General features: G+C 73.9%; 8 protein-coding genes. 4 read left to right on the top strand and 4 right to left on the bottom strand.

Annotated elements, in window-relative coordinates:
- Window positions 1-65 precede the first annotated feature (65 nt).
- Window positions 66-1,610: a hypothetical protein gene (locus ACU6P3_RS04500; RefSeq protein WP_447196022.1), complete on the bottom strand. Its 1,545-nt coding sequence runs from the start codon at window positions 1,608-1,610 to the stop codon at window positions 66-68.
- Between the two features lie 228 nt (window positions 1,611-1,838).
- Between ACU6P3_RS04500 and ACU6P3_RS04505 the strand changes: the two genes are divergently transcribed.
- The 4 genes from ACU6P3_RS04505 (at window position 1,839) to ACU6P3_RS04520 (ending at window position 7,699) form a co-directional block, all read left to right on the top strand.
- The gene (locus ACU6P3_RS04505) at window positions 1,839-2,417 is read left to right on the top strand and encodes a phosphoesterase (RefSeq protein ID WP_447196023.1); all 579 of its coding nucleotides are present in this window, start codon (window positions 1,839-1,841) and stop codon (window positions 2,415-2,417) included.
- Complete coding sequence (locus tag ACU6P3_RS04510; protein WP_344285612.1) at window positions 2,414-3,991, top strand: alkaline phosphatase D family protein; 1,578 nt, start codon at window positions 2,414-2,416, stop codon at window positions 3,989-3,991. Before ACU6P3_RS04505 ends, ACU6P3_RS04510 begins: the two co-directional genes overlap by 4 nt.
- 242 nt (window positions 3,992-4,233) lie before the next feature.
- Complete coding sequence (locus ACU6P3_RS04515) at window positions 4,234-6,213, top strand: hypothetical protein (protein ID WP_447196024.1); 1,980 nt, start codon at window positions 4,234-4,236, stop codon at window positions 6,211-6,213.
- Window positions 6,214-6,220: 7 nt separating this feature from the next.
- Window positions 6,221-7,699 (top strand): type 1 periplasmic-binding domain-containing protein, encoded by a 1,479-nt coding sequence (locus ACU6P3_RS04520; protein ID WP_447196025.1) that lies wholly within the window; start codon window positions 6,221-6,223, stop codon window positions 7,697-7,699.
- Between the two features lie 82 nt (window positions 7,700-7,781).
- Here ACU6P3_RS04520 and ACU6P3_RS04525 read toward each other — a convergent pair whose 3' ends face one another.
- From ACU6P3_RS04525 to ACU6P3_RS04535, 3 genes are all read right to left on the bottom strand, one after another.
- The gene (locus ACU6P3_RS04525; protein ID WP_447196026.1) at window positions 7,782-11,429 is read right to left on the bottom strand and encodes a hydantoinase B/oxoprolinase family protein; all 3,648 of its coding nucleotides are present in this window, start codon (window positions 11,427-11,429) and stop codon (window positions 7,782-7,784) included.
- A gap of 427 nt (window positions 11,430-11,856) precedes the next feature.
- Complete coding sequence (locus ACU6P3_RS04530) at window positions 11,857-13,023, bottom strand: glycosyltransferase (RefSeq protein ID WP_447196027.1); 1,167 nt, start codon at window positions 13,021-13,023, stop codon at window positions 11,857-11,859.
- The gene (locus ACU6P3_RS04535; protein WP_447196028.1) at window positions 13,020-14,138 is read right to left on the bottom strand and encodes a glycosyltransferase family 4 protein; all 1,119 of its coding nucleotides are present in this window, start codon (window positions 14,136-14,138) and stop codon (window positions 13,020-13,022) included. The genes ACU6P3_RS04530 and ACU6P3_RS04535 overlap by 4 nt, the downstream gene beginning before the upstream one ends.
- Between the last annotated feature and the right edge of the window lie 187 nt (window positions 14,139-14,325).

Here is a 14,325-nt window from a genome sequence, read left to right on the forward strand (position 1 = left end):
CGGGGACGGGTGTCCGCCGAGGCGGGGCGGGGCGGCACGGCCGGACGGTCGTCGCGTGTCACACGTCACGCCGCCTCCGTCCGGTCCGCGGCCATCCCCGCCGCGTCCAGGCGCGCCGTCCCCACGATCAGGTCGGCGCCTCCGAACTCCGGGTCGTCCAGCGGCGTCCCGTCGTCCACGGCGAACAACAGCCGCTCCTCGCCCTGCCGGTAGGCCGTGCCCACGGGCGGGCTCGCCGCGTGGACGGCCAGCAGGGCGACGAGGTACGGCAGGTCGGGGTCACGGCGGCGGGCCTCCGCCAGCAGCCCGGAGAGGCGGCGCGGCGCGTCGTGCTCCAGGTCGAGGAGTTCCTTGGCGCTCGCCAGCTGCTCCTCGCTGAAACGGCTGTCGTCCGGCGTCGCGATCAGGTCCGGCTCCGGCATCTCGGCGCCGAGGTGCGCCCGCTCCGCTGGGGCCGTCAGCAGCAGGTCGACCAGGTCCCCGACCCGTACGGACGTGGGCGTGCGCAGGCCCGTGCCCCGGGCGAAGAACGCGTCCGTCACGCGCGTCGCCCGCTCGACGGGCAGCGGGAGCAGCGGGGCGAGCAGCTGCCCGTACAGGTCCAGTCCCGTGTGCGCGGCGGGCCGGGCGAACGCCTGCCGGTCCTGCTCGGCGCGGAAGAGCGGGCCCGCCTCCAGCAGCCGGGACTGGAGTTGCGTGTGGCGTCGGATGCAGTCCTTGACGATGTCGACCAGTTCGGCGGCGCGCCGCTTGTGCTCGGCCGTCTTCGGGTCGGAGCCGGTCTCGGCCTCGTCGCGCGCCTTGCGGATGTTGGTCAGGATCGCGTTCTCGTGGCGGTACCGGTCGGCGACATGGGCCAGGGCCTCGTCGATCAGGTCCGGTACGGCGTTGAGCCAGTCCACCGCGCGCACGTTGCGGCGGGTCGCCTCCAGCGTCCTGCGCAGCGTCTCCGCGTACTGCACGGTCCGGTAGCGGGCCTGCTCCGCGGCGAGCTGCGCGTCGGCCAGGCGCCCCCGGCTGATCAGGACCTCCAGCTTGACCTCGGCGGCGATCTGGGCGCTGGTGACATCCGTGTCGAGGGCGCCCACCAGCACGTTCACCGCTTCGTCGGTGGTCCGCAGGTAGACGCTGCCGTCGTGACCGGGAACCTCTTCGACGAGCTTGAAGTCGTAGTCCCTGCGCGTGTACACGCCGTCCGGGCCGAACGTGCCGTAGACCGCGCGGAACCCGCGGTCCACGCTGCCGACGTTGATCAGGTTCTCCAGCACCCAGCGGGCGACGCGCTCGTGCTCGTCCGCCGGGCGGGCCGGCGCCTGGGCCGCGACGCGCGGGAGCAGGCGGGAGACGATCTGCTCGTGGTCGGCGCCCGTGTCGAAGTCCATGTTCAGCGTGACCAGATCGATGGCGGCGAGCGCGACTTCGGCCATCGCGTAGACCGAGTACTCTCCCGCCAGGTTGGCCTTGCGGGCGTCCAGGTCGTGCAGCGGCGCGGTGCAGGCGAGCGCGCGCAGCCGCCGCGCGAGCCCTTCGTCGGCGGCCGGGCCCAGGGCGGGCCGCGGCCCCGCGCTGAGCTGGGGCGGAACGGCGTCCGTCGAGGCAGGCGAAGTCACGCAGCACAGGTTATGTCCTCACACTGACAACGGTCGAAACGGCGCAGAGCGGCCTCGGGATCAACGTCCGCTTCCGGCCGGTCGGCGCCCCGGCCGCGTGTTCCGACCGCCCCGTCGGCGGCCGTGGCAGCCCGCCCACGCCGGAGTCACTGTTCCCCCGCGTGTCCTCGTCAGTTCATTCTTGGCTGCTGATATGCGCATGCCGAAGTCGGAACTGGGGAGGCGCGAGTGAATCTCGTGGTGAACGGCAATGCCGAGAGCGGGCCCGGCGGGTCCGCGGAGCCGGTGGAGAAAGTGACGGGGTGGGAGGTACGGGACGGGGCGCCCGCGTTGATCGCGTACAGCCTCGGCGGCGGCTACCCGACCCCCGCCGACCCGGGGCCGCCGGCCCGGGGCAGCCGGTTCTTCTCCGGCGGGAACAGCCCGCTCACCAGCCTCGTCCAGGACATCGTCCTGCCCGCGCGGGGCAGGACCGGGCGGGCGCGCGTCGACGCGGGCCGGGTGCGGTACACGCTCGCCGGCTGGCTCGGCGGATACGCCGGACAGGAGGACGGCGCCCGCCTCTCCGTGGAGTTCAGGGACGGCAGGGGCACGCCGCTCGCGCTCTCCGTGCTCGGCCCGGTGACCGCCGCCGAGCGCCAGTCGCGTACCGCCCTCGTGGAGCGCACCGCGTCGGCGGCGGTTCCGCCCGGCGCGCGTACGGCGCGCGTGCTGCTCGTCCTCACCCGCAGCGGCGGCGGGACGTCCAACGACGGCTACGCCGACGCGATATCGCTCACCTTGACCGCCACCGGGGGAGACAAATGACCGGGCTCGACCGACGTGATCTGCTCAAGGCCGCCGGCGCGGCCGGAGCGCTGAACCTCGCCTGGCCGCTGAGCGCGGGGCTCTCGCCCGCCCAGGCCCGCGAGGCCGCCGAGGCGCTCGGGGCGGACTACGATCCCGCGCCGTTCACCCTCGGCGTCGCATCCGGGGATCCGCAGCCCCACAGCGTGGTCCTGTGGACCCGCCTGGCGCCGGAGCCGCTCGCCGCCGAGCAGCGACTGCCCGAGATCGTGGAGGTCGAGTGGGTCGTCGCCGCCGATCCCCGGATGCGGCGCGTCGTCGCCCGCGGCACCGTCCCCGCCTCCGCGACGCTCGGCCACAGCGTGCACGTGCCCGTCTCCGGGCTGTCGTCCGACACCCGCTACTGGTACGCCTTCAAGGCCCTCGGCAGAACCAGCCGCACCGGGCGGACGAAGACCGCGCCCGTCGGTGACATCGCCTCCGTACGCTTCGTCGCCGCCAACTGCCAGGCGTTCCACGACGGTTTCTACGCCGCCCACCGGGGCATCGCCCGGGAGGACGTCGACTTCGTCCTCCACCTCGGCGACTACATCTACGAGCACGGCCAGGTCGGCGGCGTCCCCGCCGACGTCGTCCGCGACCACGAGGGCCCGGCGGTCTTCACGGTCGCCGACTACCGCCGCCGCCACGCCCTCTACAAGGGCGACGCCTCGCTGCGGGACGCCCACGCCGCCCACCCCTGGTTCCTGACGTGGGACGACCACGAGGTCGCCAACGACTACTCCGGTACGGGCGGCGGCGCCCCCTTCCTGCAGCGCCGCGCGGCCGCGTACCAGGCCTGGTACGAGAACATGCCGCACCGCGACGCCGGCACCCGGTCCCTCCCCGACCCCGTGATCCACCGGACCCGCCGCTGGGGCGACCTGCTGGAACTGACGATCCTCGATCTGCGCTCGTACCGCTCGGCACAGAATCTGGCCGACGGGACCATCCTGGGAGCCGAGCAGAAGTCCTGGCTGAAGCGGAATGTCGACGGCGCCCCCGACTCCTGGCACGTCTGGGCGAATTCGATCATGCTCAGCCAGCTGCGCGGCCGGCCGGGCGGCCCGTACATGTTCACCGACCAGTGGGACGGCTTCCTCGCCGAGCGCGAGGAAGTCCTGAACCACGTCCACACCAGCGGCCTGGAGGACCTCGTCGTCGTCACCGGCGACTGGCACTCCGCCTTCGTGGACGACATCCGGCCGGACTTCGACGACACGTCGTCACCGGTCATCGGTACGGAGTTCACGGCGCACTCGATCACGTCGGGCGCCTACTCCGCGGACTGGAACCGGACCAACGGCCCGGTCATGGGCGCGGCCAATCCGCACCTGAAGTACTTCGAGGGCAACCGCTACGGCTACGACGTCTACGAGGTCACGCCGCGGCGCTTCAGCGCGCACATGCGGGTGATCGGCGACCGCCGCGACCCGGTCTCCCCGGTGACGACGCTCACCACGTTCCACGTCGACCGCGGGAAGGCGGGTTCGTACGAGGACCCGGCGACGAGGAACTCGCCGGCGCAGTGGCGGCGGGACCAGGCAGCGTCCTAGGAGCCCCGCCCAGGGGCGGGACAGGCCGCCGTCCGTCATGACGTCCGGCACACGTGAAGGCCGCGGCACCGTCGCCGCGGCCGGACCGTGCCGGTCCGGGGACCGGCGGGGGCCACCTCGGTTCCGTGGCGCACCAACCGCCGCAAAAGCAGCGTCGGTTGTCATACCTCCGCGATAAACTCTTCTGTGTCGTCCCATGGAAGTCCGTGGGGGTCGCCGAGGCTACGGGGGAGCTGGGGCGTATGACGGAATCAGGGGTGGGCATCGGCCTGCGGGGCCGCCGGGCGGTCGTCTCGCTCGTCGACGAGTGCCTGGAGCAGCCGCCGACGGCGGAGCGGCCCGTGACGATCCTGCTGGGTCCCCGGGGCAGTGGCGCCAGCGAGGTGCACAGCACGCTGATGGAGCGTTTCGGGCCCGAGCACCCGTTCGCGTATGTCAACTTCGCCGGGGAGCACGCGCTCCTGCCGCGTTACGGCCTGGCGCTGCTCGCCCGGCAGCTGGAGCGCAAGCTCCCCCGGTACCGGCGCTCGCACTTCCCGCGGTTGACGCTGGGGCTGCTGGCCTCCGACCACGAGCTGCGGATGACCAGCCTGGCCCAGGGCAGGCGCACCATCCGGCGCGAGCTGGAGGAGTTCCAGGAGCAGGCGGAGGCCCGCCACGGCGACTATCTCGCCGCGTTCTTCGAGGTGGCCGCCGGCGCGGTGGGGGCGCCCGAGGGCGCTTCCACCGCGGCGGTCGCCGTGCTGCGGGACGCCGTGCGGATCGGGCGCCGGCGGATGCCCGGCGTCAAGTTCACCGCCGGTGCCTCCTGGTACGGAGAGCACCGGCTCATCCGGAGCAGCGACCCGTGGGAGGCGCTGGTCGAGCTGAACCTGTGGCGGCACGGCGGTGACGCGGCCGACGGGGAGCGGCTGGACCGGGTGCTGTTCTCGGCGTTCCTGGCGGACCTGCGGCGCAACACGGCCCGCTCGTTCACGCCCCGTTCGTACCTGCTCCTGCTGGACAACTGCCACACGGAGTACGGCCGCCGCTTCGTGGACCTGCTGATCCGCGCCCGGCACGACGACACGGTCGTCGCCGATCTGCCCTGTGACCCGCTGACCGTGGTCGCGAGTTCGAACCGCTGGCTGCCCCGCTGGGGCACCGCCACGGGCGAGGCGTGGCCGTGGCGGCCGCGCGTCCCCGACCGGGCCTCCCTGCCGGACTGGAGCGAGCACCGGCCGACGCGCGACAGCGACGACACCTGGTGGTACCCGCTGCGGCTGCGCGACCTCAACCTCGACGAGGTGCGCGTCCGGATCGAGCTGGAGCTGCGCCACCACCCCGATCTCGCGCCGTTCACCCGGCTGGCGCCGTTCGTGCACCGACTGACCCACGGGCTGCCGCGCGCGGTGCGCCAGGTGCTCGACACCTTCCGGTACTCCGGCGCGCCGGCGGACGGATCGGAGCAGGACCGCTGGCTGCGGACCCTGCCCGACCGGACGCTGCGCGAGGGGGAGAGCGCGCCGACCCTCGCCGACGCCGCTCTGGACCACCTGCTCCAGGGGCTCGACGAGGGGCGCCGGCGCACGCTCGCCGAATGCGCCGCCGCTCGTGACCTGTCCGTCGGCGTCCGCGTGCTCAGCCCCGGGGACACCCTGTTCGGGGAGATCCGCGCCCGCTGGCTGCTGCTCGGGCCCGAGACCGTGACGCCGGCCCTGCACCCCTGGCCGCGCCGGCTGCTGCTGTGGCGGCTGGCGCGGCGCCCGGACGACTGGGACACGGTGCACGAACTGCTCGCGGAGCACTTCCGGACCGAGGGACGCCCGGTCCAGGAGATGTACCACCGGCTGGCCTGGGGCCGGATCGACGAGGTGACGGGCTATCTGATCGATCGCTTCCCGGTGGTGCCCGCGGCCCAGTGGATCAGCGAGTTCGGCGCGATCACGGCGGCGCCCAACCGGTTCGGTTCCGCCGGCGGCCCGCTGGAGCTGCTGGCGGATCTCGGCGCGGGCACCGGCGACCGGGGGCTCGGCGCGGAGTCGGTGATACGGGAGCTGGTCACGGCCCGATGGGTGTGGAGCGATCCGCTCGCCGACCCCGGGATGCGGCTCACCGATCTGATCGCGGACGGTTTCAACCAGCTGTCGCGGCTGCGGAGGAACGATGTCGTGGCCCTGTTCAACGAGGCGGAGCGCTATCGGCACTGGCGCCATCCGCTGACGTCCACGAGCGAGGGGTGAGAGCCGGATGCGCAGACTCGAATGGCCGTTGCACGTCGTCCGCCGGGTCGTGATCGCCGTGGCCGTCGTCGCCGTGCTCGCGGTGGGAATCCCGCTGGCCGTCGACCGGATCGGGGACGTCAGGGCGCGCTGCGCGGACGGCGTCGTGAAACGGGGGGACGGCGGCGAGTGCGTGGGGGTCACCGACGGCTCGTGGGTCTTCGCCGACCACCTGGAGCTGGTGGAGGAGCGGATCCGGAAGGAGAACGACCAGGTCGTCGCGGACGCCGAGAAGAAGAAGGAACCGTATGTGAGCGTCGCGTACATGACTTCCTTCACCCTCACCGACGACGACAGCAACTCGGAGGATTCGGTGCGGCACGAGCTGGAGGGCGCTTACCTCGCGCAGTACCGGCACAACCGCGGGGACCTGTCCTCCTCCCCCAAGATCCGGCTGCTGGTGGCCAACACGGGCAGCAGCTCCGCCGAATGGGAGCACACCGTCGACGAGCTGATCGACCGTACGACGACCGACGACAAGCTGGTCGCCGTGACCGGACTCGGTCCCAGCACCGACCGCAATCTGGCCGCGCTGAGGAAACTCTCGGAGCACGGGATCGCCACGGTCGCCAGCACGATGAGCGACACCACCATCCAGAACATCCCAGGCTTCGTGCGGGTCGGGCCCGACAACGTGGCCGAGGCGTACGCCGCCGCGAACTACCTGAAGAAGGCGGGCTTCCGCCGGGCGGTCGTCGTCCAGGACATGGCGGGCCGCAACCTGTACGCGAAGAGCCTGGCCAAGGCGTTCGTCGAGGCGTTCCCCGACGGCCGGCGCGAACTGGCCGCGGAGAGCATGACGTTCGACTCCTCGGGAGCACCGGGGGTCTGGAAGACCGAGCTGCGCAACATCCCCGTGAACATCTGCGACAAGAAGCCGGAGGTCATCTTCTTCGCGGGCCGTGGCCGCCATCTCACCCATTTCCTGGACGCGCTGGCCAACCGCAGCTGCACGGACCGGACCTTCACGGTGGTCGCCGGCGACGACACCTCGAACCTCAACCGCGAACAGATCGAACTCGCCTCCCAGCGGGCCGTTCGCGTCCTCTACACGGGTCTCGCGCACCGCGACATGTGGAGCGACGCCCCTGACAAGGTGTCCGAGCTGTCGGCGAGCCATTTCCAGAAGGGCGGGCGGATGGACCGGTGGTTCCCCGGTGACGACCGCTACGACGGCCAGGACATCATGGCTCACGACGCCGTCCTCACCGCCGCCCATGGCATCGAACTGGCCGCCGGCGGGCCGGATGTGACGGGAAGGGCGGTGGGCCGGATGTTCCACCAGATGGACGGCCAGCCGGTGGCGGGTGCGAGCGGCTTCCTCTCCTTCCGCAACAACGGCAATCCGCGCGACAAGGCGGTCCCGATCCTCCGGCTCAACTCCCGGGGCCGCGCGGACCTGGTGGAGGTGGTGGCGGGCCGGACGGGGCCGACCGGGGACCGGTGACGTGACGCCGGACAGCGGGGCCGAGGTCCTGGCCGGCCGGTCTTCACGGGCCCCCGAAGACCGGCCGGCGAGGGTTTCTCCGTCACCCCGGCGGCCCGTATCCCCCGCCGCCGGGTGTGCGGACGACCAGGACGTCGTCCGGGCCGGCCTCCACCGTGTCGACGCCCCGCAGCGGCTCGACCGCGCCGTCCGCCCGGTGGATCTCGTTCTCGCCGAGCGCCCCCGCCCCGCCGCCCGCCATTCCGTACGGGGGCACCCTGCGGTGGCCGCCCAGCAGCGTCACGGTCATCGGCTCCAGGAAGCGCAGGCACCGTACGGCGCCGTCGCCGCCCCGCCACCCGCCGGCGCCGCCGCTGCCCTCCCGTACGGAGAAGGATTCGACCCGCACGGGGTAGCGCCACTCCAGCACCTCCGGGTCGGTGAGCCGCGAGTTGGTCATATGGGTCTGGACGGCGTCCGCGCCGTCGAAGCCGTCGCCCGCGCCGGAACCGCTCGCCACGGTCTCGTAGTACTGCACCCGGTCGTTGCCGAATGTGAGGTTGTTCATCGTCCCCGAGCCCTCCGCCTGGACGCCGAGCGCCGCGTACAGCGCCCCGGTGACGGCCTGGGAGGTCTCCACGTTGCCGGCGACCGTGGCCGCCGGGTAGGCGGGCGCGAGCATCGATCCGTCCGGCACGCGGACCTCCAGCGGCTCCAGGCAGCCGCTGTTGAGCGGGATGTCGTCGGCCACCAGTGTCCGGAAGACGTAGAGCACCGCGGCCATCACCACGGACGTCGGGGCGTTGAAGTTGCCGGGCAGCTGGGGCGAGGTGCCGGTGAAGTCCAGGACGGCGGAGCGCGCCTCGCGGTCCACGCGCAGGGCGAGCGCGATGACGGCGCCGCCGTCGGTCTCGTACCGGCAGGAGCCGTCGCGCAGTTCCGCGACGATCCGGCGGACCGACTCCTCGGCGTTGCGCCGCACGTGCCCCATGTACGCCTGGACGGCCTCGACGCCGAACTGCGCGGTCATCTTCCGCAGTTCCGCGATGCCCTTCTCGTTGGCGGCGATCTGGGCGCGCAGGTCGGCGAGGTTGGTGTCCGGGTCGCGGGAGGGGTACCGCGCGCCGGTGAGCAGCCGGCGCGTCTCCGCCTCCCGGAACCGGCCGTCCCGGACGAGCAGCCAGTTGTCGAAGAGGACGCCCTCCTCGTGCACGGTCGAACTGAAGGCGGGCATGGAACCGGGGGAGATGCCGCCGATCTCCGCGTGATGGCCGCGCGAGGCCACCAGGAACGCCGGCCGCTCGCCCCGCTCGTCGAAGACCGGGGTCACGACGGTCACATCGGGCAGATGGGTGCCGCCGTGGTACGGGTCGTTGACGGCGTACACATCACCCGGCCGCAGCGTGCGCCCGGTCTCGTCGTCCTCGTCCTCGCGGCTTCCGGCGCCGCGCCGCCTGCGCAGCACCTCCTTGATGGACTCGCCCATCGAACCGAGGTGCACGGGGATGTGCGGCGCGTTGGCGATCAGGTTGCCGTCGGCGTCGAACAGCGCGCAGGAGAAGTCGAGCCGTTCCTTGATGTTGACGGAGTGCGCGGTGTTCTCCAGGCGGACGCCCATCTGCTCGGCGATCGCCATGAAGAGGCTGTTGAAGACCTCCAGGAGAACGGGGTCGACGTCCGTACCGACCGCGACGCGCCCGGGCCGTGGGGTCACCCGGGTCAGCACCAGATGCCCCGAATCGGCCGCCACCGCCCGCCAGCCGGGGTCGACCACGGTGGTGGCGTCGGACTCGGCGATCACGGCGGGCCCGGTGACGGTGTCGGAGGGGCGCAGGTCGTCGCGGCGGTGCAGCGGGACGTCCCGTACCCCACCGTCCGTGAACATCCGTACGGTGGCGTACGGTCCGCCTCCGCCGGGCGCGTCGGAGCGCGGTGGCTCGTACGAGGTGTGCGGCCCCGCCGCTCCCACGGCTTCGACCGAGACGGCCGCCACGACCAGGGGTTTGTCCGTCGTGAAGCCGTACCGGGTGCGGTGGAGGTCGGCGAACGCCTCGGTCATGGCGGTGGCGTCCGCCAGCTCGACCGGCAGGCTCGCGTCCGTACCCGCGTACCGCAGCAGCACCCGCGCGTGGGTGGTGACGGCGTCGTCCGGGACCCGGTCGGCGCGCAGTTCGGCCCTGGTCCGCTCGGCGAGTGACGCGCACAGCTCGCGCACCCGGCGCTCCGTACGGTCGTCCAGCTCGGCCTCCACGGACCGCTCCCGCATGGCGGTGGCGTCGGCGAGCCCGATGCCGTACGCGGACAGCACTCCGGCGAGCGGGGGCACGAGGACGGTGTCGACCCCGAGGACGTCGGCGACCGCGCACGCGTGCTGGCCGCCCGCCCCGCCGAAGCTGGTGAGGGCGTAGCGGGTGATGTCGTGCCCGCGCTGTACGGAGATCTTCTTCACCGCGTTCGCCATGTTCAGGACCGCGATCTCCAGGTAGCCGGCGGCCACCTCCTCGGGCGTACGGCGCGTCCCCGTCGCCGCGCGCACCTCCTCGGCGCGGGCCGCGAAGCGCTCCCGCACCACGTCGGTGTCCAGCGGCTGGTCGGCGTCCGGGCCGAACACCGCCGGGAAGTGGGCGGGCTGGATGCGGCCGAGCATCACATTGGCGTCGGTGACGGTGAGGGGGCCGCCGCGCCGGTAGCAGGCCGGGCCGGGCTCCGCGCCGGCGGAGTCGGGGCCGACGCGGTAGCGCTGTCCGTCGAAGTGGAGGACCGAGCCGCCGCCCGCCGCGACGGTGTGGATGCTCATCATGGGGGCGCGCATCCGCACCCCGGCCACCTGGGTGCCCAGTTCGCGTTCGAACTCGCCCGCGTAGTGCGAGACGTCGGTGGAGGTGCCGCCCATGTCGAAGCCGATGACGCGGTCGTGGCCGGCCTGCCGCGACGTGCGCGCCATGCCGACGACGCCACCGGCCGGTCCGGACAGGACGGCGTCCTTGCCGCGGAAGTGGGCGGCTTCCCGCAGGCCGCCGTTGGACTGCATGAACATCAGGCGGACGGAGCGCAGTTCGGAGGCGATCTCGTCCACGTAGCGGCGCAGGATCGGCGAGAGGTAGGCGTCCACGACGGTGGTGTCGCCGCGCGGCACGATCTTGATGAGCGGGCTGACCTCGTGCGAGCAGCTGACCTGGGTGAAGCCGGCGGCGCGGGCGGCGTCGGCGACGGCCTTCTCGTGTGCGGGGTGGCGGTAGCCGTGCATGAGGACGACGGCGGCGGCGCGGAACCCGTCGGCGTGGGCGGCGCGCAGCCCCTCGGTGAGTGCGTCCGTGTCGAGGGGCCGTACGGTGTCGCCCCGGGCGTCGACGCGTTCGGGGACCTCGATGACGCGGTCGTAGACGGCCTCGGGCAGCACGATGTGCCGCTCGAAGAGGCGGGGCCGGTTCTGGTAGGCGATGCGCAGGGCGTCCCGGAAGCCCTCGGTGATCAGCAGGACGGTCGGCTCGCCGCGCCGCTCGAGGAGTGCGTTGGTGGCCACGGTCGTGCCCATCTTGACGATGTCGATCCGGTCGGCGGGGATCGTCTCGCGCGGGCCGAGGCCGAGCAGCAGCCGGATGCCGGCGACGGCGGCGTCCTGGTACCGCTCGGGGTGGTGGGAGAGCAGCTTGCGGGTGACGAGCCGGCCGTCCGGGCGTCGTCCGACGACATCGGTGAAGGTGCCGCCCCGGTCGATCCAGAACTCCCAGCGTCCGGTCTGTGCGGTCATCCCCCCATTCTCGTCGCGGGGGCGGTGGGGGCGCCTTTCGTGGCGGCGGGGGCGGGGACACCCGGGGACAGCACGCCGAGTGCCCGGGAGACGGCCTGCTCGGCCCGCGGGTCCAGGCGCTCGCCGGTGCCCGCCGCGCGAGCGGGCGCGCGAGGGGCGCGGGCAGTCCGAGCATCGCACCCGGGTCCGGCCGGCGTCCCGAGGCCACCCGGGACGACGTCCGTCGCGAGATCCGCGGATCCGGCAGATCCGGCAGGGCCACTCGGGCACGCGGGCGGCACGGCCCGCCGCTGTGGACGCGCGGGCGGCGGCGCTGACGGAAGGGCCCCGGGCGGACCCGGCTCCGGTTGCCTCCGGGACCGTACCCGCGTCACGTCGCGTTCGTCGTGCACCCCGGTCCCGCCCGGCCGGGGCCGGTCGCCGGACGTCATCTCGCCGCTCCGCCCGGACCGCGCGGGGCCGGGATCCTCGGCAGCGGTACGTCGTGGGCCGCGAGGAACGCCGCCACCGCCCGGTCCCAGCCGAACAGCTCCGCGCGGTCGCGCGCGGCCGCGCGGCGCCCGCGCTCCGGGCGGGACAGCAGGTCCTCGACGCCGTCGGCGAACGCGGGCGCCGTGTCCGTCGCCGCCACCCCCGCGTCGCCGATCACCTCCGGCAGCGCCGACGACGCGCTCGCGACCACCGGGGTGCCGCAGGCGAGCGACTCCAGCGCCGACAGCCCGAACGTCTCGGCCGGGCCGGGCGCCAGGCAGATGTCCGCGGACGCCTGGAGCGCGGCCATCTCCGCGCGGTCGCCCACGTGTCCCAGGAAGTGCGCGGGCAGCCCCCGCTCCCGGGCCCGCCGGACCAGCCCACCGCGCAGCGGCCCGTCCCCGGCGACGACCAGCACCGCCCGCACGCCACGCGCCCGCAGCTCCGCCAGCGTGTCGAGCGCGGTGCCCGGCCGCTTCTCCACCGACAGCCGTGACCCGAGCAGCAGCAGGACGTCGGCGCCGCGCGCGTACCGCTCCCGCACGCCCGCCGACCGCCGGTCCGGCCGGCAGCGGACCAGGTCCACGCCGAGCGGCGCCCGCACCACATTGCGCGCGCCGATGCGCCGGAACTCCCGCTCCGCCCACTCCGTCGTGCACACGATCCGGGAGTACGCCCACGCGCTGCGCGCGTTCAGCCGGTCGGCCGCGCGCTCCGCCGCCGTCCCCGGCACTCCCCAGGTGCGCAGCACCCCGTCCGCGGTCTCGTGGGAGACCATCACGGAGGGCACCCGGTGGCGCCGTGCCCACTCCCCCGTCCAGCGCAGCGTGGTGCGGTCGGAGACCTCCAGCCGGTCGGTGCCGAGGTCTTCCAGCACGGTCCGCAGCCGCCGCCGTGCCGTCAGCACCCGGTAACCGCCGGTGCCCGGCAGCACCGGCCCCGGCAGAGTGATCACCCGGCCCTGCGCGGTGTCCTCGTCGGTCTCCCGGTCACCCGGCACGATCAGCACCGGCCGGTGCCCGGCCGCCAGGTACCCGCGGCCCAGCTCCCGCAGCGCGGTGCGCAGCCCGCCGGAGGACGGGGTGACGAAGTTCGCCAGCCGTACGATCCGCAGCCCGCTCACGCGACCACCGCCGTACGCGCTCCGAGCACCTCGTCGTAGTGGCCGAGCAGCTGGTCCCCCACGGTCTCCCAGGTCCGGCCCTCTACGGTGGCCCGGCCCGCGCGCCCGTAGGCCGCGCGGAGCGCGGGGGCCCGGGCCAGCTCCCGTACCGCCGCCGTGACGGCGCCGGCGTCGTGCGGGGTGACCAGCAGGCCCGTACGTCCGTGGTCCACCAGGTCCAGCGGGCCGCCGGCGGCGGGCGCGATCACCGGCACCCCGGCGGCCATGGCCTCCTGCACGGTCTGGCAGAAGGTCTCGTACGGCCCGGTGTGCGCGAACACGTCGAAGGAGGCGAAGGTCCGCGCCAGTTCCGCGCCGGTCCGCCGGCCGAGGAAGACGGCGCCGGGCAGCGCGCCGCGCAGCGATGCCTCGCTGGGGCCGTCCCCGACGATCACGACCCGCACGCCGGGCAGCTCGCACACGCCGGCCAGCAGCTCGACCTGCTTCTCGGGCGCCAGCCGGCCGACGTACCCGACGATCAGCTCCCCGTCCGGCGCCAGCCGCCGGCGCAGCGCCTCGTCGCGCAGCTCGGGCCGGAACCGTACGGTGTCCACACCCCGCCGCCACAACCGCACCCGCGGCACCCCGTGCTCGACGAGGTCCTGGACGGCGGCGCCGGAGGGCGCGAGCGTGCGGTCGGCCGCGGAGTGCACGGCGCGGATCCGGCGCCAGGCCGCGGCCTCGCCCGCCCCGACGTACGTCCGGGCGTAACCGGCGAGATCGGTCTGGTAGACGGCGACGGCGGGGACGTGCAGCCGCGCCGCGGCCGTCATCCCCCGTACGCCGAGGACGAAGGGCCCGGCCAGGTGGACCAGGTCGGCCCGGTGCGCGGCGATGGTGGCCGCCACGCGCCGGCTGGGCAGGGCCACCCGGACCTGCGGGTAGCCGGGCAGCGGCAGGGACGGTACGCGGACCACCGGGCACGGGGCGTCGGTCTCGGCGGCGCCGGCGACGGCCGGCGCGATGACGAGCGGATCGTGACCGCGTGCGGCGAGGTGCCGCGCGGTCTGGAGGGCGCAGTGGGCCACGCCGTTGACGTCGGGCGGGAAGGACTCGGTGACGATGACGACACGCATATGCGTGTTGTCGTCGTACCGAGCGTGTCCCCGCCAACGAGGATCTTTCCGCGTGGGAAACGTCCCGTGAGCATTGGTGGCGACGCCACGCGGACCGACCACCGGCCGACCGCCAGGACCCCGGCGGTACGCCCCGGAGCCCGGCGGTGAGGGCCCGCGGCCCGCCGCCCGGACGGGAGCCGGGGCG

The sequence above is a fragment of the Streptomyces hebeiensis genome (genome assembly GCF_052983195.1).

Coding starts and splice junctions, on each gene's coding strand:
- ACU6P3_RS04525 (WP_447196026.1), bottom strand. CDS start 11,429: ATGACCGCACAGACCGGACGCTGGGAGTTCTGGATCGACCGGGGCGGC.
- ACU6P3_RS04535 (WP_447196028.1), bottom strand. CDS start 14,138: ATGCGTGTCGTCATCGTCACCGAGTCCTTCCCGCCCGACGTCAACGGC.
- ACU6P3_RS04515 (WP_447196024.1), top strand. CDS start 4,234: ATGACGGAATCAGGGGTGGGCATCGGCCTGCGGGGCCGCCGGGCGGTC.
- ACU6P3_RS04510 (WP_344285612.1), top strand. CDS start 2,414: ATGACCGGGCTCGACCGACGTGATCTGCTCAAGGCCGCCGGCGCGGCC.
- ACU6P3_RS04520 (WP_447196025.1), top strand. CDS start 6,221: ATGCGCAGACTCGAATGGCCGTTGCACGTCGTCCGCCGGGTCGTGATC.